The sequence below is a fragment of the Bacteroides sp. CAG:633 genome, assembly GCF_000435115.1.
GTDB lineage: Bacteria > Bacteroidota > Bacteroidia > Bacteroidales > Bacteroidaceae > Bacteroides > Bacteroides ndongoniae.
Map to the genome: position 1 here is coordinate 1 of NZ_FR883080.1, position 20,008 is coordinate 20,008.

Below are 20,008 nucleotides of genomic sequence, written 5' to 3' on the forward strand. Positions count from 1 at the left end.
TTCAGCTCGGCCATGCCGAAACCGCGTTCGGTGGCATGAAAGCCTGCACAGTTCAGCAGGTGGTTGCCCAGCACGCCCAACGTCAGCCTTCCTGTAAAGTCTACATGGAAAGGTTCGGCTACGAAATTATAGGTTCCTATCTTGTTGTCCATAGGTCGAGGATTTTTAGTTTTTAAGTTTTTAAGTTTTTTAGTTTTTAAGTTTAGTTGACGAGGGGACAAGTTAACGAGGCCACGAGGGGAAAAGGGACTCATTACTTGTTAACTCGTCTACTTGTCTACTCGTCTACTCGTCAACTTGTCTACTCATTTCTTCTTTACTCTTCAGATACTTTGCCTCACGTTCGGCCAGATATTCGTTCACCCGTTCGAAACAACTGGTAGTAATGGCTACACGGCCCGAACGGACAAACTGAAGCACACAACCGAAAGTCTGCAACTCCTGGTAAAGACAGGTGATGTCGTCGCTCATACCATTCATCTCGACAATGGAGAACACCGGATTTACTTCCACAATACGGGCATGATACTTACGTATCACCTTGGAAACCTCCGGAGTCTGCTCCAACGCAGGAGTTGCCACCTTATAGAGGGCAATCTCATGCTGGTAGATCTCATCATCGGTGAAATAGTGCGCCTGCAGCACATCTATCTTCTTGGTTATCTGTTTCACCACCTTTTCAATGGTGTCACGGTCGGTCCATGCGGTAATGGTATATTTGTGCACCCCCTTGATGGACGAGGCAGACACATTCAGGCTTTCGATATTAATCTGCCTGCGGGTGAACACAGCCGTCACCTGGTTGAGCAAGCCGGCGATGTTCTCCGAATGGACGATAATGGTATATAATGTCTTTTCAGTCATAATTCTTTGTTTTCAATTTCAACATTCCAACAGCATCTGGTTCACCGAACCACCCGGAGGCGTCATCGGCATCACGTTGCCTTCTTCTTCCACACAGGCTTCGAGCAGGAACGGACCGTCGGTTGCCAGCATCTCGCGGATAGCATCGGCCAGTTCCGAACGCTCCATCACACGACGCGAAGGAATGCCGTAAGCAGCAGCTATCTGCATATAGTCGGGGTTCAGCATAGGTGTGAACGAGTAACGGCGGTTGAAGAACATGGCCTGCCACTGGCGAACGTTGCCCAAATAATTATTGTTCAGCAGAATCATCTTGACAGGGGCTTTCTGTTCCATCACCGTGCCCAGTTCCTGCAGGTTCATCTGCAAGCCGCCGTCGCCCATGAAGACACAAACCGTGCGGTCGGGGCGTCCGAACGTAGCACCGATGGCAGCAGGAAGTCCGAAGCCCATCGTACCCAATCCGCCGGAAGTGACAATGCTGCGCGGACGGGTGTACTTGAAGTAACGGGCAGACATCATCTGATTCTGACCAACGTCGGTCACCAGAATAGCATCGTTATGGGTTGCCTCGCTCACGGCACGTACCACTTCACCCATACTCAGCTCGCGGGTAGTGCGGCACAGTTCGGGACGGATTACCTTCTCTTCCTCCACTTCTTCGTAGGTACGGAAACTGTCGAGCCACTCCCGGTGGGTAGCCGGTTTCAGCAGTTCGGTAACGGCAGGCAATGTCTCTTTACAGTTGCCCAACACAGCTACATCGGTCTTGATGTTCTTGTCTATCTCGGCTGGGTCGATATCGAAATGAATGATTTTGGCTTGCGGGGCATAGGTTGCAACGTTGCCTGTCACACGGTCGTCGAAACGCATACCTACGGCTATCAGCACATCGCACTTGTTAGTATTGATGTTCGGTCCCAAATTGCCGTGCATACCCAGCATGCCTTTGTTCAGCGGATGGTCGGAAGGCAAAGCCGACAGTCCCAACAAGGTGCGTCCGGCAGGCAGTTCAGCCTTTTCAATGAAAGCTAACAGCTCGGCTTGAGCATTTCCCAACTCTACACCCTGCCCAACAAGCACCAACGGACGCTGGGCAGCATTGATGAGGTCGGCCGCCTGGCGGATAGCCTCCATATCCATGTCGGGTACAGGCTGGTAGCTGCGGATGAAGTCGACTGTTGCCGGCGCATACTCTGTCTTATCCACTTGGGCATTCTTGGCAAAGTCGAGCACTACAGGACCGGGACGTCCGCTGCGTGCTATGTAGAAGGCGCGTGCCACAGCCCAAGCCACATCTTCGGCCCGGCGAATCTGATAGCTCCACTTGGTGATAGGTTGTGTGATGCCTACCAGATCGACTTCCTGAAAAGCATCCGTACCAAGAAAGCCCGTACCCACCTGTCCGGCTATCACCACCATCGGCGTACTGTCTATCATGGCATCGGCAATGCCTGTAATAGTATTGGTGGCTCCCGGACCGCTGGTTACCAGACAGACACCTACCTCCCCCGACACGCGGGCAAAGCCTTGCGCAGCATGGGTAGCTCCCTGTTCGTGGCGTACCAGAATATGGTTCAACGTCTTCCGATGATCGTATAAGGCATCGAATACCGGCATGATGCTTCCACCCGGATAACCGAATATTGTTTTTACCCCCTCGTGTTCCAACGAACGCATCAGGGCTTCTGCGCCTGTAATTGTATCTTTCATATCTATATAATGGATAATGGAGAATGGAAAATGGAGAATGAGCGATGAATTCTCAATTATCAATTATCCATTCTCAATTCTATTTAGTCTATCAGTCTTACCGCTCCTTTATCTGCCGAGCTTACCAGACTGGCGTAAGCCTTCAGCGCCTTGGACACTTCGCGGTTGCGGGTGACAGGCGTCATGGGGCGGGCAGCCAGTTCTTCATCGGTAAGCTTCACGTTAATGGTGCGGTTGGGAATATCTATTTCGATGATGTCGCCATCCACCAGCTTGCCGATGTTACCGCCGGCAGCCGCTTCGGGCGAGATGTGACCGATGCTCAGACCCGAAGTACCGCCGCTGAAGCGTCCGTCGGTAATAAGGGCACATTCCTTGCCCAAGTGGCGCGACTTGATGTAAGAGGTAGGATAAAGCATCTCTTGCATGCCCGGACCACCCTTAGGACCTTCGTGAGTGATAACCACTACGTCGCCGCTCTGTACTTTACCGCCCAAGATGCCTTCGCAAGCAGCTTCCTGCGAGTCAAACACCTTGGCAGGACCTGTAAACTTCCAGATGCTTTCGTCCACTCCGGCAGTCTTCACTACACAACCGTCCTGGGCGATGTTCCCCTTCAGTACGGCCAGTCCGCCATCCTTGCTGTAAGCGTGCTCCAAGTCGCGGATGCAACCGTTGGCACGGTCAGTATCGAACTCTTTGTAATAAGCATCCTGCGAACCCAGCTTCAAGTTGAACTTACCGCCGGGGGCACTGGCATACTTTTTCTGTGCCTTCTTGCAGACGTTGGGACTGGTGATGCAGTACTGGTCAATCTCCTCGGCCAGCGTCATGCCATCTACACGTTTCACACTGGTATCTACCAGTCCCCCTTTAGTCAGTTCGGCCATGATGGCTACGATGCCGCCTGCACGGTTCACGTCCTGCACGTGGTATTTCTGCGTGTTCGGAGCAACCTTACACAAGCAGGGCGTTTTGCGCGACAACATGTCGATGTCTTCCATCTTGAAGTCGGCTCCAGCCTCGTGGGCCACGGCCAGCAGGTGAAGCACCGTATTGGTAGAACCTCCCATGGCGATATCCAGCGTCATGGCGTTGAGGAAAGCCTCGCGGGTGGCGATGCTGCGGGGAAGTACGCTCTCGTCGCCTTCCTCGTAGTATTTGTAAGCGTTCTCCACAATCAGTTTGGCAGCGTCCTTGAACAGTTTCCGACGATTCTCGTGCGTAGCCACAATTGTTCCATTGCCCGGCAGAGCCAGTCCGATGGCTTCATTCAGACAGTTCATCGAATTGGCGGTAAACATACCCGAACAGCATCCGCAGGTGGGGCAGGCATGTTGCTCTATCTTGGCTACATCCTCGTCGCTCACCGTCGTATCGGCCGACTTGATCATGGCATCAATCAGGTCGAGGTGCTGCCCTTTCCACTCGCCAGCCTCCATCGGTCCGCCCGAAACGAAGACGGTAGGAATGTTCAGACGCATGGCAGCCATCAGCATGCCCGGCGTAATCTTGTCGCAATTGCTGATGCAGACCATGGCATCGGCCTTGTGGGCATTGACCATGTACTCCACACTATCGGCAATGATGTCGCGCGAAGGCAGTGAATAAAGCATGCCGTCGTGTCCCATGGCAATGCCGTCGTCGATGGCAATGGTATTGAATTCGGCAGCAAAGCAACCCAGCTTTTCAATCTCTTCCTTAACGAACTGCCCTATCTCGTGCAGGTGGACGTGCCCCGGAACAAACTGCGTAAACGAATTAACGATGGCAATAATGGGCTTACCCATCTGCTCACGCTTCATGCCATTGGCCACCCACAATGCACGTGCTCCCGCCATGCGGCGGCCTTGCGTGCTGAACGAACTGCGTAACTGATGTTTCATCTTCGTTATTCTCCTTTCAATAAAAAAGCCTTTCTCGTATGTGAGAAAGGCTTCAAAAAAATATCTTCATCAGGTATGGATACATACACAAAACCTTTCTCACGCTCTTGATTTCAAGACCACGACGCGAATAATATGCAGGACTGCCAGGTTAATGGATGTATGTAGCATCATATCTTTCTTTTTTAAACGATTCAACTGTTTTATTGCTTAACGTGTCGCAAAGGTAAGTGATTTTTTATAATATACAAGCAGTTTGAAGAAAAAAAAGATATTTTTCTATAGATTCGTAAGAAAAAGGCGCATAAAAGTCTCCTTTTATCATAAAAGTCGAACTAACGAAAGAGCAACAAAAAGAGACTACCACGGCTTTGCAGGCAAAACCCGTGGGGTTTGTCCGGCTGTTGCCCCGCATTTGATGAACAAACACGAGGCGTTTTCCCTGCAAACGCGGGGCATTTTCCCGACAAACGCGGCGCGTTTCTAAAGCAAACCTGCCCTCCAGTGTTCCAGACAACCGTTCCACAGGAACAGTCGCTAAAACCAACCGGAAGGCAGGGACGTTGTCGTTGTCATTCCATGCCACATTTATAACAACAACATCTTTCTTTTTTTCTTTATTTCTTTCTTTATATATATAAAGGAGAAAATTGCGCTTATTTTATGCAATTCTTCATCATTTTCCTTATTATCAAATGATTATCTACTACAAAACAACTGTTTTAGTAATTATTACCCCCTATTTTCGACCAATTTTTCTTTATTTTTCGATGTTTTTCCGCTTTTTTTTGCAGTTTTTCTGATGTTTTTTGCTGGATTTTCATCGTTTTTTCATCAAAACCTTGTCGAAACTGGAAAGATTTTCATCATTTTCTGTTGTTTTCCGAGCGTTTTCCGTTGTTTTTTCAGGTCAGCGCACTGCTATTTCGGCAAAGCCCATCGGCTCATTTTCCGTAACCATACGGACAGCCTTCAGGTAGAGATAACGAGCCTTGACCGGAGTAAAATAGACCGATTGCATAACCGGATTGTTACGGATATTAGAAAACTCACCTGCTTTAACCTTGCGAACATGCTGCCCGTCGGCATCCGCCACAGACAGTTCATAATGGGAAATAAGCCCCCGATTAGGTTCACCCTGGTCGGGCAGGAAATGGAAGGATGAAACAAAACGTTCGCTGCCCAAATCGACAGTCAACAGATCGCCATCAACAAAACAAGTAGTCTTTTCGTCACAGTCGGACGCTGCAGCAGCCGATTCCGCGTTCACACCGGAGAGGGTGAAAGGAAAACTCTGCATTTTGGAAGCCTGTACTTCTTCAAAAAGCTTGTCTGCCCGCTCGCCAGCATCATATACCCCGATATTATTGAGACAAAGCGGGCCACGGGCGTCGGTAATCCGGATACGGATACCATCGGAAACTACAGAAGAAAAGCGCAAGAGACGCTTATAACCAATGGTCGTAGTTTCTTCATTCAGCACAACAGGCTGCCAGTTGCCCGATGCGTCACGATACTCTACCGTAAAAGCCTTCACACGCTGACCCAACGGAATGTACTCCTGCAAAAGCATGCGGTTCATCCGCAAAGCCGATGGAAAAGCAAAAGTAATATCGGCCGTCACTACACTGTCTGTTGTAGCCCAGAATGTATCGTAATCGTTGTCTGTCAAGGCTGAAGCCACATAAGCGCCGCCCCGCTCGTCGCTCACCTGTGGAGTAAGGCCAGCTACCAGATTTGTTTTCAACTCTTCCTGTATGATCTGATGGAAACGGACAGCATTAGCCGAATCAATCGGATGAATCAGACCGTTTCTGTCTACCGGGAAGTTGAGCAACAAAGTGCCGTTATGACCAACACTGCGATAGTACAGGTCGACCAGTTGTTCGGGTGTTTTCACCAGACTGTCCTGTTCGGGATGATAGAACCAACCCGGACGGATGGACACATCGCACTCGGCAGCTACCCATTGATCGCCATCGGCATGACCATACTGAAGCTCATAGCTTTTGTCATATCCGGGATAAACCTCGCCCTTACGAAGGAAAGACCAATTGGTTGCCCCCGCAAAGCCACGTTCATTGCCCACCCAACGGCATCCGGGACCACCGTCGGAAAAGATAACAGCCTGAGGCTGGATGCTGTCCAGCATTTCATATATACGAGGATAGTTGTAATAGTTGCGCCGGTCGATGGTCCTCGTTTCCTTCGCTCCGCCGTACCATCCGTCACCTCCATTGGCACCATCAAACCATACTTCGAAAACTTCACCATAATTCGTCAGCAAGTCACGCAACTGAGCATAAAAATAGTCCAGATATTCAGGTGTTCCATAATTGGCCTGATGGCGATCCCATGGCGACAGATAGACAGCAAATTTCAGCCCATACTTCTTACAGGCTTCCGACAATTCACGTACGATATCTCCCTTACCATCTTTATAAGGACTGTTGGCTACACTGTAATCGGTCCCGGCAAAAGGCCACAGACAGAAGCCATCGTGATGTTTGGCCGTCAGTATCACGCCTTTCATTCCGGCAGCCACTAACGTACGTGCCCATTGTTCACAATCCAAACGGGCAGGATTGAACACCTCTGCCGGTGTGTCACCATATCCCCATTCCCGGTCGTTGAACGTATTCAGGCCGAAATGGATAAAAGCATAGGTTTCCATCTTTTGCCATTCCACTTGCTTAGGTTCAGGAACAGGCAACAGAGGAGCCGGAGCCTCAACATGGGTTGAAGAACAGGAAGACAGGCCTACGGCCAACATCGAAGCCAGGCATAATGCTGACAAACTGGTACTTTTTTTCATATCATAGATTGGTTTTGATAAATAATCAGTTGTTATCGTTCAGGTATATTGTCCGCCGCTCGGCAATGGACAGCTTTGACCATGGAGTGACCGAAGTCCACAAAGCCAGGTCGGTAATGTCTGCCGGATAAGTTTCTCCACCGTTCAGATCTTCCTGCAGTGCCTTCAGCATCACATAGTCCATCCCCTGGTGATGGGTATCTACCCTCAATGCTTCCTGTCCCCACTGCTGCCAATAACGATGTTCGTAACGGCTGATATAGGACTCATCGGACTCCCAGGTTTCATTAGGGCTGTATCCCTCAATATAAATCTGCCGACGGTCGCCCTGCCAGATGCCTTTGGTTCCTTGTATCTCAAAATCAAGGCTACGCGGACGAGGCAAAGTCGTATCATGAGTCAAAGTAACCAGAATACCTTTTTCGGTCTGCAACTGGGTTACTACGACATCCCCCATGGTAATTTTCTGATCCGACGGTCCGCCCAAATCACGAATACGCTGCAACAGACCAGCCGGTTTTGAGGCAAAGGAAGTAAGACTCTTAAAACGATCGGTACGCCCGATGCCTGCTATCAGGCAAAGCGGAGCCAGACCATGCGTAGGATACAAATCGCCATTTTCCTCCTGATAAAAACGGCTACGCCAAACGCTTTCCGTCTTGTCACGGTTGCCCAGCGTGCCGTCATCGTCCAGTAGCAAACGACGCAAATCGTGGCGGTAGCCGCCACGCATATAAACTATCTCGCCCAACAGGCCGGCACGCACCAATGTATAGACTGACAGATTCTCGCGAATGAAGAGTGTATTTTCCAACGGATAGACTTTACGTCCTGCACGTCGGGCACATTCTATCAGTGGCCGGTATTCATCCAGATACAACCCGCCTTTTATTTCCAAAGCCACATCGGCTCCATGTTCCACACAGTGCAGCGCGTGTTGCACATGACACTGCCAAGGCGAGGCCACAAATACCAAGTCGGGATGTTGCTCATCCAGCATATTCAGGTAGTCATCCTCGCCGCTATTGTAACAACATACATCGGGCATCCCGATATCCGTTAAAGCCGGATCGGCAACTGCCACTACCCGAAAGCCGGAAATGCAACGCAACAGCTGGAGCAGTTGCATCCCCCGATACCCAACACCTATAAATGCAGTCTTTATCATATACTGGCCGTCAGTCTGTTCTTTTCCTTTTCATTGTACGAAATGTATGTCAAAGGTAGGCATTTTTTGCAACATAAGCCAAAAGTTTCCTATCTTTGCCCGGTAAAACAAAAGATTATTCACTAAAATCATCTTTATAAAAATGGAAAACAAATACATCACCGTAGCCTATAAACTGTATTCAATAGAGGACGGCGAAAGAGATTTCGTTGAAGAAGCCCCTGCAGAACACCCTTTCCAGTTCATTTCGGGATTGGGCATGACACTCGACGCCTTCGAAAGCCAACTGACCGGCCTGAATGTTGGAGACAAATTCGACTTCACCATCGGAGCGACCGACGCTTATGGCGAATACGACGAAGATCACGTTATTGATTTGCCGAAAAACATTTTCCTGATAGATGGAAAATTCGACAGCGAACGTGTAGTAGAAGGAGCCGTTATTCCGCTGATGACAGCCGAAGGACAACGCATCAACGGCAGTGTGGTAGAAGTAAAGGACGATGTGGTAGTAATGGATATGAACCATCCCCTGGCCGGATGCGACCTGAACTTCGTAGGCGAAGTAGTAACCAGCCGTCTGGCAACCAATGAAGAGTTGGCTGAAGTAGCCCGCATGATGAGCGGCGGTTGTGGCGGCGGATGTGGAAGCTGTGGCGGTGGTTGCGGCGATCACGAATGTGGCGACGACTGCGGATGCGAAGGCGGATGCTGCCACTAAAAGAATGAAGAACTAAAAATGAAGAATGAAGAATTTTCGTTTGATGTGTATCTGCCCAATAAGGGAACACAAAGAAATTCTTCATTCTTCATTTTTAATTCTTCATTTACTTGCTTGTCATAATATCAAGCACCAGTCGGTCCGTCTCGTTCATTCCCTGCGAACCAATCTTCGTCAAGTTACGGATACTCTGGTCAACGTCCTCGTCAATGATTCCTTCCACCGAAGTAACGCACCGGTTTTCCATCGCCATGATGGCGGAAAGAACAGCAGTCGACACACCGGTCGTCACCTTCAATGCACAACTCGGCTTGGCTCCATCGCATATCATTCCTGTCAGATTGGCAATCATGTTCTGCACAGCATAGGTTATCTGCTCGTACGTGCCTCCCATTAGCCAGGTGATGCCACAGCTGGAACCTGTAGCTGCCACCACGCAACCACATAAAGCAGAAAGACGTCCCAGACTTTCCTTTATATAAATCACCGTCAGATGGCTCAACATCAGAGCGCGTATCAGTTCCTCTTCCGACTTTCCATTCTCTTCGGCATAAACCACTACCGGAAGCGTGGCCGAGATACCTTGGTTTCCACTGCCTGAATTACTCATTACCGGTATCATAGCTCCTGCCATACGGGCATCGCAGGCACCTGACGTATACGAAAGAATATGTGAAAAGACACTGTCGCCCATGATCTTATGCTCGTAATTTCCACGAAGCATCTTACCCAAGCCGTGACCATAATCTCCTGCAAACGACTGCTCGGCAGCAGCCTTGTTCAGACGGGCCGTCTCCTGAATGAATCGAATTTCATCCAATGGAGCTGTCATTGCAAAATCGTAGACCTTACGGAAAGTCAGGCTAAGCTTTTCTTCTTCCTGCTCGGTTGTGCCCGAAGCTGTACGTTTGTCAAGCTGTATCTGTCCGTTACAGGCTTCATACACAAAATTGGTATGCCCACCAGCAATAATGGCCGTAGCTTCATCGTCTCCTGCCTGACAGACAGCTTCTATGTACAGTTTCTCGGCAATATCTTTTTTCAAAGCAATCGATATCCGCTTATCGGCAATAAACTGCTTGCCTTCCTCTACAGCTTCGGGAGTACTATCCTTCAGCACTTCCAACTGGTAAGCAGATTTCCCTATCAGGGCTCCCAGAGCCACTGCAATTGGCAATCCTATCATGCCCGTACCAGGTATACCCACTCCCATCGCATTCTTCAGAATATTGGCACTAAGCCACAGCGAAATTTTCTCCGGACGTTTACCCAATAACTCGGTGGCACGAGCCACGCAAAGAGCAACCGCAATAGGTTCGGTACATCCGATAGCCGGAACAACTTCCTGTTTTACCAACCTGATAATCTTTTTTCTTTCTATCTCGTCCATACAAAAATCCTATCATTATTCAATAATCATACAAATTTAAAGGTAATAGAAGAGAAAACAATAAGATTCAGCGGCTTTTTTTGCAGAATGAGGCCTTTTAAAACCAATATTCCGAAATAATGGAGTATTTTTGTAACTTGCTAAATAATAGGTAATATTAATCGTAAAAAAGAAAAGAATTATGAATCTAAAAAAATGGATACTTACGCTCTGCATAGGTATAACCGCAATGTCGTGCATACAGAACGAAGCACTGAACATGGAAGCGGCAATAGACGGCTGTACAGGACCGGATATACAACTGACCAACATAAGCAATACTGAAAAGAGAGTATTGCTCTACGTACAAAAAGGAGCTGATCTTTCAAAGCAGGAACTGATATTTACCTTACCTGATGGTGCAACCATCGAAGCTAATGAAAAGAAGCAAGGTGATAACGGCAACATATACGACTTCAGCGAAGGCGAACATGCACGCTCCTTCACGGTCACTTCCGAAGACGGAGAATACACAGCTGTATACACCATCTACATCATCCTGACCGAACTTCCTACCACTTATCGCTTCGAACAATTGCTCGAAGGTTCAACCAGCAATTACGACATCCTTTACGAGGAAAGCGAACCAACAACAATAGGTGATTCAAAGAAGATTCTGGAATGGTCCAGTGGAAATCCTGGATACGAATTGACCAGCATGGCTAAAGATCGTACCGGCTATCCCACCATGCTCTCGACTGACGGCTACATGGGTAAATGCGTCAAACTGGAAACCAAAGATACCGGTAGCTTTGGCGCTATGGTAAAAATGTACATTGCCGCCGGTAATCTGTTTATAGGCAATTTTGAACTGGGTGATGCACTGAAAGATGCTCCTGCAGCCACAAAGTTCGGATTCAAGTTCTTCAAACATCCTGTACGGCTGACCGGTTACTTCAAATATAAAGCAGGAAGCGTTTTCACAGAATCAGGACAGGCAAACGAAAACAGAAAGGACCGTTTCGACATTTACGCCATCTTCTACGAAGCATCGGATAACTCCTTTATGCTGAATGGTTCCAACGCATTGACTCATCCTTCACTGGTTGCCGTAGCTAGAATTCCTGAAGAAGAAGCCATCGAAACCAACACCTGGACTAAGTTTGACCTTCCCTTCGAATTAAAAGAAGGCAAAAGTATTGATGAAGAAAAGCTTGCTCAAGGTAAATACAAACTGGGCGTCGTATTCTCATCGAGTGTTGACGGTGCTTATTTCAACGGAGCCGTCGGTAGCACACTTTATGTTGACGAAGTAGAAGTAATCTGTCAGGAAAACAACTTTTAATCAAACAGTTAACTAAATTACAATTCATATGAAAAAATATTATCTCCTCATAATAGCTCTGTTGTCAAGTGTGGCCACCATACCTGCATGGGCACAGCAAGAACGAACTCAAAGCATTATCCAGTCCTATCTGCACGGTTGGGAATATTCACTGAAAGCAGGTTTCAGCATCGGAGGAACCTCTCCCCTTCCCCTTCCTGTAGAGATACGTAGTATAGACGGATATTCCCCCAGTATGGCTATCTCTATTGAAGGCAACACGACCAAATGGCTGGATGCGAAAAAAATATGGGGACTTACCATCGGACTACGCCTGGAGAACAAGAGTATGACAACCGAAGCTACGGTGAAGAACTATAACATGAAGATTATCAATACCAATGGAGGCGAATTGAAAGGGCTTTGGACCGGAGGTGTAAAAACCAAAGTAAAGAACAACTACCTTAGTATACCTGTTCTTGCCAATTACCGTATCAGTCCACGCTGGAAACTGGTAGCCGGCCCTTACTTTTCGTACTTACTTGAAGGCAATTTCTCTGGAAATGTATACGAAGGGCACCTCCGCACCCCTGATGCTACAGGCTCACGCGTCAACTTCGAAGGCGAAAGCATTGCTACCTACGACTTCAGCAACGACCTGCGGAAATTCCAATGGGGATTGCAGCTGGGTGGCGAATGGCGCGCATTCAAGCATTTGAATGTTTATGCCGACCTGACGTGGGGACTGAATGACATCTTCCAAAAAGACTTTGATACAATTACCTTTGCTATGTATCCCATTTATCTGAATGTAGGATTCGGATATTGGTTCTAAGTAAACATACTGGAAATAACGGCAGAGCCATTCGAGCAGAAGCTGAAAATATAGAATTTCTATTATCAGCTAACCCATCCGAAAGACTCTGCCGTTTTTGTATCGCCTTCTCTTTTACATTCAGTCTGAATTTTCAGATGAATAAAAGTAAAACATCTGATGCCATTTAATACTTTCCTGAATAAAATCAGAAAAAGAAAGAGAAGTCACATGCCACATTTCATGATGAAAAGGAAGGGAGAATATGATATAAAAAAAGCTGCCTCAAAGCAAAGCAAGAGACAGCTTTCCAGATTATATTTTAGTATATTTTATTCACCGATGACTTCCAAATTGTCTACGATCAAAGTACTATTAGCCGCACCATTAAAGTTTGCACCATCTTTACTTGAAGAACATATAATAGCCAGTTTATATGTTTTCTCTGCATCATAAGTAGAGCCATCTTTCCAAGTAAAGTTCAAGTCAAATTCAGTCCATTCACTCTTAGCTGTACCATCTTCCAATCTGGCTCTTGCAACAATACGCTCATCATCACTGTCAATGTTACTTCCATCCAGTGTTTCATCAGCAGTAGTTATCGTATAAAGAACTGCCTGAATAGCACATTCATCTACCTCTTCCGTTTCTGTTGCTACACCTTCAACGGTTCTGATAAAAGGAGTTCCGGGAGCATATTTATATACACCTTTAAATCTTAATGGTTTCTTATCATAAACGACACCGAAGTGAGTCATTTTAAGAGCACCACCGGGAAGCAAAGCAGCCAGCGGATCATATTCAAAAGAACCAGTAAATACTGAACCTGCGGTAATATAGGCCTTGGCCCAGGCAGCCATAGTATTACGAGCATCACGCGTTACTAGCTTAGCTGCTTTCCCTTCGTAACCATTTTCTTCGATAACAACAGGATAACCGACTAATGGATTAGCTTTATAATTCAATAACTGTGCTCCTTCATTAGGAGTAGCCAATAAATTAAGAGGAAGTGGAGAATAATATGATTCATAATCTTCACCAAGATCAACCATCTCCCATTCATCGAAAGAGAAACTCAAAACATTCTGCAATCCAGATACAGAAACCTGATATGTCTTCGTCTTTCCATAATCCTCGGAAACAACAGTGTAAGTCACAGGACCTCCAGAGAAGTCTTGAGCCACACCTGTAGCTGGAGTCACTGTAGCACCTTCGGAAACTGTAATAGTTGGAACCAAAGCTGTGATATCAGCACCTTCGACAACCTTAAAAGTAATTGTATTATCATCATTGATAACAGGCTGCTCGGTCACAACATCAGTATTATCGAACGTAAAAGTCAAAATATCAGCCTCAGTCTTCTCCGTACCTGTCAATTTAGTACCGGCAAACGTAACTTTAACATCCTGCTCCATCGAACCAAGCATAGCCTTTATGTTCAGATTTAAAGAAAGAGTGCCGTTTGCAACAGAACCCTGAGCTTCAACATCTGCGTCCAAGCCAGCTACTTCTACCTTAACAGTAGTAGTACCAGTAAATGTATATGCATTACCGTTCGGAGTAAGTTCACAATTCAATAATTCAACATCACCTACCGGAATACCCATAAAAGCAAAATCCGTAATAAACAAGTTGATAGCAGTAGTACTAGCCTTTTCTACCATTATTTTCTGATAAGCAGAAGGCATATCCTGTCCCATAACGTTCACTTTCAGTTCTCCCTTGTATCCACCGGCAATCTCATCCTGAATTACCTGTGAATAATCGGCCGGAGTAGAATCATCGTCACTACAAGCAACGAACAAACTCATTGAACAAATCAATGCGAATAAATAAAATAATCTTTTTTTCATACTTTCTAACCTACTTGATTTTAGTTAATAATATCTCCACAACGGAGACCTTAATTCTTCTATTTTGCATTAAGGGTGCAAAATAACACTTTTTGCATGACTTCCACAAGTTCTTTTCCACAAAAAAGTTGTTCCATTTTTACCATTTTGTTATAAGAGGCCTAAAGAGTTCTATGTTTTAAAAGAATTAAAGAGTAACTAATACCTAGCCTTTTAACTAAATAGTCCCCAAACAAAAAGACTGTTTACTTTGTACCATCCTTCAACATTCTGCAAAACTTTTCAAGACTTACGTTCAGATTTCACAAAAAAGCATTATCTTTATAGAAAAATAAAACCTAATAGAGGCATCAAAGTACACTATAGTTATATATAACCTATTTAAAGCATATCGACTATGTTCAACTCATTTGGAAACATCCTGCGCCTGACCAGCTTTGGCGAATCGCATGGCAAAGGCATCGGAGGTGTTATTGACGGATTTCCCGCCGGTATCACCATTGACATGGATTTCGTACAGAAAGAACTTGACCGTCGTCGTCCCGGACAATCGGACCTTACTACTCCACGCAAAGAGGCCGACAAAGTGGAGTTTCTTTCCGGCATCTTTGAAGGAAAATCTACCGGCTGCCCCATTGGTTTCATCGTATGGAACGAAAACCAACACTCGAACGACTACGACAATCTGAAAGAAGTATACCGTCCCTCGCACGCCGACTACACCTACCGGGTGAAATATGGCATTCGGGATCATCGGGGAGGCGGACGGTCATCGGCCCGCGAAACCATTTCGCGCGTCGTAGCAGGAGCATTGGCTAAACTGGCATTACGCCAACTTGGCATACGTATTACCGCATATACCTCGCAAGTAGGCCCTATCCGTCTGGAAGAAAACTACACCGCTTACAATCTGGATCTGACAGAAACCAACCCCGTACGTTGCCCCGATCCGGACAAGGCTAAAGAAATGGAGCAACTCATCACCCAAGTGAAAGCCGAAGGCGATACCATAGGCGGAGTCATCACCTGTGTCATCACAGGTTGCCCTGTCGGACTCGGACAGCCCGTTTTCGGCAAACTGCAAGCTGCATTGGCATCGGGTATGCTAAGTATTAATGCAGCCAAAGCTTTCGAATACGGCGACGGATTCAAAGGACTGAAAATGAAAGGATCGGAACAGAACGATGTCTTCTACAACGATGCCGGCCGCATCACCACCCATACCAATCACTCAGGAGGCATACAGGGTGGCATCAGTAACGGACAAGACATCTACTTCCGCGTAGCCTTCAAACCTGTAGCCACTGTGCTTATGGAGCAGCATACCGTCAACATCGACGGACGGGATACTACCCTGAAAGCCCGCGGACGCCACGACCCTTGCGTACTGCCCCGGGCAGTACCCATCGTAGAAGCCATGGCCGCACTGACCATTCTGGACTTCTACCTGATAGACCGGACAACGCAATTGTAAGAGGCCTCTCCTCCGCCCCAAAGAAATGGGAGAAAGGAAACGGCTTACCTATTATATAATGTATTACTTTTAATCCACCCGCTCCCCCTCCGACGGATCAGGGAGCGGAAAAAGAGTTTCCCTCACTTATGATCAAGACCTACATCTCTGAAAACGAATCCCGCATGCTGGACGAATTGTTCAGCCTCATCCGTATTCCAAGTATCAGCGCCCAGCCGGAACATCACGACGACATGCTGGCCTGTGCCGAACGCTGGCGTCAGTTGCTGCTGGAAGCTGGTGCCGACGAAGCCATGGTGATGCCTTCACAAGGTAATCCGATGGTTTTTGCTCAAAAGAATGTCAATCCCGAAGCTCCAACCATCCTCATCTATGCCCACTACGACGTAATGCCGGCCGAACCGCTGGAACTGTGGAAAAGCGCCCCCTTCGAACCCGAAGTACGTGACGGGCATATATGGGCACGTGGTGCCGATGACGACAAAGGTCAATCGTTCATCCAGGTGAAAGCATTCGAATATCTTGTAAAGAACAACCTGCTGACTCACAACGTAAAATTCATCTTCGAAGGCGAAGAAGAGATTGGTTCTCCCAGTCTCGAAGCTTTCTGTAAAGACCACCGCGAACTGCTCAAGGCTGACATCATCCTTGTATCCGACACCAGCATGCTGGGTGCCGACCTTCCTTCATTGACTACAGGTCTGCGCGGACTGGCTTATTGGGAAATTGAAGTAACCGGTCCTAACCGCGACCTGCATTCTGGACACTTTGGCGGTGCAGTAGCCAACCCCATCAACGTGTTGTGCCAGATGATGAGCCGCGTCGTTGATGCCGACGGCCGTATCACTGTCCCCGGTTTCTACGACGATGTAGAAGAAGTTCCTCAGGCCGAGCGCGACATGATTGCCCACATTCCTTTTGATGAAGAAAAATATAAGGCTGCCATAGGCGTTCGTGAACTGTTTGGCGAAAAAGGATACAGCACACTGGAACGTAACAGCTGCCGGCCATCGTTCGACATCTGCGGCATCTGGGGCGGATACACCGGAGAAGGTTCAAAGACGGTACTCCCTTCCAAGGCTTACGCTAAAGTATCCTGCCGACTTGTTCCGCATCAGGACCACCACAAAATCTCCCAGCTATTTGCCGACTATATCCAAAGCATTGCTCCTGCCACCGTACAGGTAAAAGTCACTCCCATGCATGGCGGCCAGGGTTATGTTTGCCCCATCAGCCTGCCGGCCTATCAGGCAGCGGAGAAAGGTTTTGAGAAAGCTTTCGGCAAGAAGCCGCTGGCCGTACGCCGTGGCGGAAGCATCCCTATTATTTCCACTTTCGAACAGGTATTAGGCATTAAGACCGTTCTGATGGGATTCGGACTGGAAAGCAATGCCATCCACTCGCCCAATGAAAATATACCGCTCGACATCATTCGCAAAGGTATCGAAGCTGTAGTAGAGTTCCACCTGAACTTCCATTAAAGCTGTTGTTCACCCAAAGAATGATCGGCTAGTACAAAACAACAGACCCGGACAACACCAAAAACAATATCAGTGTTTGTCCGGGTTATTTGTTTCAGACAAGCTGTTCGCAGTCTTTATCTGCCTCATCGCAACTACTTGTCAACAGACAGGCACAGTGTTAGAAAGGTTTTCGGAAACTGCATCCGTTACGCCATTCCGAACAGCCATAAGCAGTCTTTCCTTTTATAACAGTTCCTTTGCCACAGAGCGGACAAGGAGTGCCCACCAATTCGTCGGTAGCAGTAGCAACAGGTATAGCCACAGTCGTAGTAGCTGCTACAGGAGAAACGGCAGCCACAGCATCTGCCTTCTTCTTGCGAGGAGCTCGCTTTCCGGTTTCCTTTTTCGGCTTCGCCTCGGAAGCATCAGCAGCAGAAGACTTCGCCGTACGTCCCGCTTTTTCCACAGAAGGAGTCTGCACGGTAATACGCCGATTACTGCGATCGGCCAAGACGCTGGCCACAATCTCGGCAACCATCTGCTTCAGTTCTTCCAAGAATTGAGCCGCATTATAGGTACGACGTTCTATCTCGCGCAGTTTCTTTTCCCAGATACCAGTCAGTTCGGCACTTTTCAGCAGTTCCTCGTGAATGGTCTGTATCAGCTCTACCCCCGTAGGAGTAGCAATCAGATTTTTCTTTTCTTTCCGGATATAGTTGCGTTTGAACAAAGTCTCGATGATGGCTGCACGTGTAGAAGGACGTCCTATGCCATTCTCCTTCAGAGCATCGCGCAGTTCATCGTTATCCACCAGTTTTCCGGCAGTCTCCATAGCCCGCAGCAACGTAGCTTCGGTATACGGACGTGGAGGCTGTGTCCACTTCTCGACCAATTCGGGTACATGAGGTCCACTTTCTCCTTTGACAAAAGCCGGAAGTACCCGGTCTTCGTCGCCGCTATCCTTCGTTCCTTCATCATTATTGTCCTGTGCCGAAGCGTTGTAATTGAATACCACCCTCCACCCTGGATCCAATATCTGTTTACCCGAAGTCTTGAACTCAATACCTCCTGTCTCGCCCATGACTGTAGTAGTAGAAAAACGACAATCGGGATAGAAGACAGCAATAAACCGACGGGCAATGAGATCGAACACACGCCGCTCCAGGTCAGTCAGGTTGACAGGCGGCTGACCGGTGGGAATAATGGCATGGTGGTCCGTTACTTTCGAATTGTCGAATACTTTTTTCGACTTGATCAGAGTGGTACCTTCCAGCGGCGCCGTCAGTGTTTCATAACCTCGTAAACCTTTCAGGATAGAAGGACATTTGGGATAAATATCGTCACTCAGGAAGGTCGTATCTACACGAGGATAAGTCGTTATCTTTTTCTCGTAAAGAGACTGGATAGTCTTCAGGGTGTCATCGGCCGAGTAAGCGAACTTCTTGTTACACTCTACTTGCAGCGAAGTCAAATCGAACAGACGAAGCGGAGCTTCCCGACCTTCTTTCTTGGTGACAGAAGTGACAGTAAAAGGCTCGTCCTTAATACGTGCCAGTAATTCCTCACCCCGTACACGGTCGGTAATGGGGTCAATGCCACGGTTTTCTTCCTCTTTCTTAGGCTTCTTACCGGCCGCAATGGCTTCTTGCTGCTTTTCGGCCTCCAAAGCCAGTTCTTCATCACTCTTGCGGATAAGAGCAGAAAAGGACGTGTCGCGATAAACGGTATTGAGAACCCAATACTGTTTGGGGACAAAATGTTGGATTTCGAGCTGACGATTCACAATAAGCGCCAGCGTAGGAGTCTGTACCCGCCCGATGGAGAGGACCTGACCATTCTGACCGTACTTCATCGTATACAGGCGTGTAGCATTCATGCCCAACAGCCAGTCGCCAATAGCACGACTCAGTCCGGCTTCGTACAACGGTTGAAAATCGGCAGCATCGCGTAGTTTGGCAAATCCTTCACGGATGGCCTCCTCGGTAAGCGACGATATCCAAAGGCGTTTCACCGGGCACCGGGCACCAGCCTTCTGCATCACCCAGCGTTGGATAAGTTCACCTTCCTGGCCGGCATCACCACAATTGATGATCATATCGGCCTTCTGCATCAAGCCTTCAATGACATGAAACTGACGTTCGTAAGTAGGATTACTGATAAGCTTGATGCCAAAACGGGGAGGAATCATAGGCAGATACTCCAATCTCCACGATTTCCAGTCGGGCGTGTATTCGTGCGGCTCTTTCAAGGTACAAAGATGGCCGAATGTCCACGTCACCTGATATCCGTTTCCTTCGATATATCCGTCTTTTTTATCCCTTGCTCCCAGCACGTCGGCAATGTCACGTGCCACAGAAGGTTTTTCGGCTATGCAAACTATCATTACTTCTTCAGTTGTTTTTTAGTCGGGCAAAGATACAGATTTAATAAGGAATGAAAAAACGAAGAACTGGAAAATTCGTAGCCTCCAACTGAGGGAATATTTTTACCCAACTGGGGAAAAATATTTCTCCAACTGGGAAATAAATTACAGCTATCTGATAA

The 20,008-nt window shown here is 47.6% G+C and carries 14 protein-coding genes and 1 pseudogene; 5 read left to right on the forward strand and 10 right to left on the reverse strand.

The features are described from left to right. The 7 genes and pseudogenes from QVP67_RS08865 to QVP67_RS08895 form a co-directional block, all read right to left on the reverse strand. Positions 1-152: pseudogene (locus QVP67_RS08865) on the reverse strand (acyl-[acyl-carrier-protein] thioesterase); the annotation flags it as partial. A 133-nt stretch (positions 153-285) separates the two neighbouring features. Continuing rightward, entirely contained in the window at positions 286-864 is a 579-nt protein-coding gene (gene ilvN, locus QVP67_RS08870) for an acetolactate synthase small subunit (RefSeq protein ID WP_022163209.1), read from the reverse strand. An 18-nt stretch (positions 865-882) separates the two neighbouring features. Then, positions 883-2,577 (reverse strand): biosynthetic-type acetolactate synthase large subunit, encoded by a 1,695-nt coding sequence (gene ilvB, locus QVP67_RS08875; RefSeq protein ID WP_287641188.1) that lies wholly within the window; start codon positions 2,575-2,577, stop codon positions 883-885. 83 nt (positions 2,578-2,660) lie between these two features. Continuing rightward, positions 2,661-4,463: a dihydroxy-acid dehydratase gene (gene ilvD, locus QVP67_RS08880; protein ID WP_022163211.1), complete on the reverse strand. Its 1,803-nt coding sequence runs from the start codon at positions 4,461-4,463 to the stop codon at positions 2,661-2,663. Between the two features lie 238 nt (positions 4,464-4,701). Further along, on the reverse strand, positions 4,702-5,049 hold the full coding sequence (locus QVP67_RS08885) for a hypothetical protein (protein WP_288180060.1): 348 nt from the start codon (positions 5,047-5,049) through the stop codon (positions 4,702-4,704). Between the two features lie 324 nt (positions 5,050-5,373). After that, positions 5,374-7,278: an alpha-L-fucosidase gene (locus QVP67_RS08890; protein WP_022163212.1), complete on the reverse strand. Its 1,905-nt coding sequence runs from the start codon at positions 7,276-7,278 to the stop codon at positions 5,374-5,376. Between the two features lie 25 nt (positions 7,279-7,303). Then, positions 7,304-8,446: a Gfo/Idh/MocA family protein gene (locus tag QVP67_RS08895; protein WP_022163213.1), complete on the reverse strand. Its 1,143-nt coding sequence runs from the start codon at positions 8,444-8,446 to the stop codon at positions 7,304-7,306. 142 nt (positions 8,447-8,588) lie between these two features. Between QVP67_RS08895 and QVP67_RS08900 the strand changes: the two genes are divergently transcribed. Continuing rightward, positions 8,589-9,167: an FKBP-type peptidyl-prolyl cis-trans isomerase gene (locus QVP67_RS08900; protein WP_022163214.1), complete on the forward strand. Its 579-nt coding sequence runs from the start codon at positions 8,589-8,591 to the stop codon at positions 9,165-9,167. Positions 9,168-9,273: 106 nt separating this feature from the next. Here the strand turns inward: QVP67_RS08900 and QVP67_RS08905 are convergent, their stop codons facing one another. Next, positions 9,274-10,557: an L-cysteine desulfidase family protein gene (locus QVP67_RS08905; RefSeq protein WP_022163215.1), complete on the reverse strand. Its 1,284-nt coding sequence runs from the start codon at positions 10,555-10,557 to the stop codon at positions 9,274-9,276. Between the two features lie 181 nt (positions 10,558-10,738). Here QVP67_RS08905 and QVP67_RS08910 point away from each other — a divergent pair, with 181 nt between their 5' ends. Both QVP67_RS08910 and QVP67_RS08915 read left to right on the forward strand, forming a co-directional pair. Then, positions 10,739-11,881 carry a PCMD domain-containing protein gene (locus tag QVP67_RS08910; RefSeq protein ID WP_022163216.1) on the forward strand — a complete coding sequence of 381 codons (1,143 nt, stop codon included), beginning with the start codon at positions 10,739-10,741 and terminating at the stop codon, positions 11,879-11,881. 28 nt (positions 11,882-11,909) lie between these two features. Next, positions 11,910-12,695, forward strand: coding sequence for a porin family protein (locus tag QVP67_RS08915; RefSeq protein WP_022163217.1), 786 nt, complete (start codon positions 11,910-11,912; stop codon positions 12,693-12,695). A 311-nt stretch (positions 12,696-13,006) separates the two neighbouring features. On the opposite strand, the gene QVP67_RS08920 is transcribed toward QVP67_RS08915, so the two are convergent. Beyond that, complete coding sequence (locus QVP67_RS08920) at positions 13,007-14,527, reverse strand: PCMD domain-containing protein (RefSeq protein WP_022163218.1); 1,521 nt, start codon at positions 14,525-14,527, stop codon at positions 13,007-13,009. A gap of 397 nt (positions 14,528-14,924) precedes the next feature. On the opposite strand from QVP67_RS08920, the gene aroC reads away from it, so the two are divergent. Together aroC and QVP67_RS08930 are read left to right on the forward strand one after the other, a co-directional pair. Continuing rightward, positions 14,925-16,001, forward strand: a complete 1,077-nt coding sequence (gene aroC / locus QVP67_RS08925; protein WP_022163219.1) for a chorismate synthase — start codon at positions 14,925-14,927, stop codon at positions 15,999-16,001. A gap of 128 nt (positions 16,002-16,129) precedes the next feature. Then, the gene (locus QVP67_RS08930; RefSeq protein ID WP_022163220.1) at positions 16,130-17,482 is read left to right on the forward strand and encodes a dipeptidase; all 1,353 of its coding nucleotides are present in this window, start codon (positions 16,130-16,132) and stop codon (positions 17,480-17,482) included. Between the two features lie 160 nt (positions 17,483-17,642). Here QVP67_RS08930 and QVP67_RS08935 read toward each other — a convergent pair whose 3' ends face one another. After that, positions 17,643-19,847, reverse strand: a complete 2,205-nt coding sequence (locus tag QVP67_RS08935) for a DNA topoisomerase 3 (protein WP_022163221.1) — start codon at positions 19,845-19,847, stop codon at positions 17,643-17,645. Between the last annotated feature and the right edge of the window lie 161 nt (positions 19,848-20,008).

Coding starts and splice junctions, on each gene's coding strand:
- ilvN (WP_022163209.1), bottom strand. CDS start 864: ATGACTGAAAAGACATTATATACCATTATCGTCCATTCGGAGAACATC.
- ilvB (WP_287641188.1), bottom strand. CDS start 2,577: ATGAAAGATACAATTACAGGCGCAGAAGCCCTGATGCGTTCGTTGGAA.
- ilvD (WP_022163211.1), bottom strand. CDS start 4,463: ATGAAACATCAGTTACGCAGTTCGTTCAGCACGCAAGGCCGCCGCATG.
- QVP67_RS08890 (WP_022163212.1), bottom strand. CDS start 7,278: ATGAAAAAAAGTACCAGTTTGTCAGCATTATGCCTGGCTTCGATGTTG.
- QVP67_RS08895 (WP_022163213.1), bottom strand. CDS start 8,446: ATGATAAAGACTGCATTTATAGGTGTTGGGTATCGGGGGATGCAACTG.
- QVP67_RS08900 (WP_022163214.1), top strand. CDS start 8,589: ATGGAAAACAAATACATCACCGTAGCCTATAAACTGTATTCAATAGAG.
- QVP67_RS08905 (WP_022163215.1), bottom strand. CDS start 10,557: ATGGACGAGATAGAAAGAAAAAAGATTATCAGGTTGGTAAAACAGGAA.
- QVP67_RS08910 (WP_022163216.1), top strand. CDS start 10,739: ATGAATCTAAAAAAATGGATACTTACGCTCTGCATAGGTATAACCGCA.
- QVP67_RS08915 (WP_022163217.1), top strand. CDS start 11,910: ATGAAAAAATATTATCTCCTCATAATAGCTCTGTTGTCAAGTGTGGCC.
- QVP67_RS08920 (WP_022163218.1), bottom strand. CDS start 14,527: ATGAAAAAAAGATTATTTTATTTATTCGCATTGATTTGTTCAATGAGT.
- aroC (WP_022163219.1), top strand. CDS start 14,925: ATGTTCAACTCATTTGGAAACATCCTGCGCCTGACCAGCTTTGGCGAA.
- QVP67_RS08930 (WP_022163220.1), top strand. CDS start 16,130: ATGATCAAGACCTACATCTCTGAAAACGAATCCCGCATGCTGGACGAA.
- QVP67_RS08935 (WP_022163221.1), bottom strand. CDS start 19,847: ATGATAGTTTGCATAGCCGAAAAACCTTCTGTGGCACGTGACATTGCC.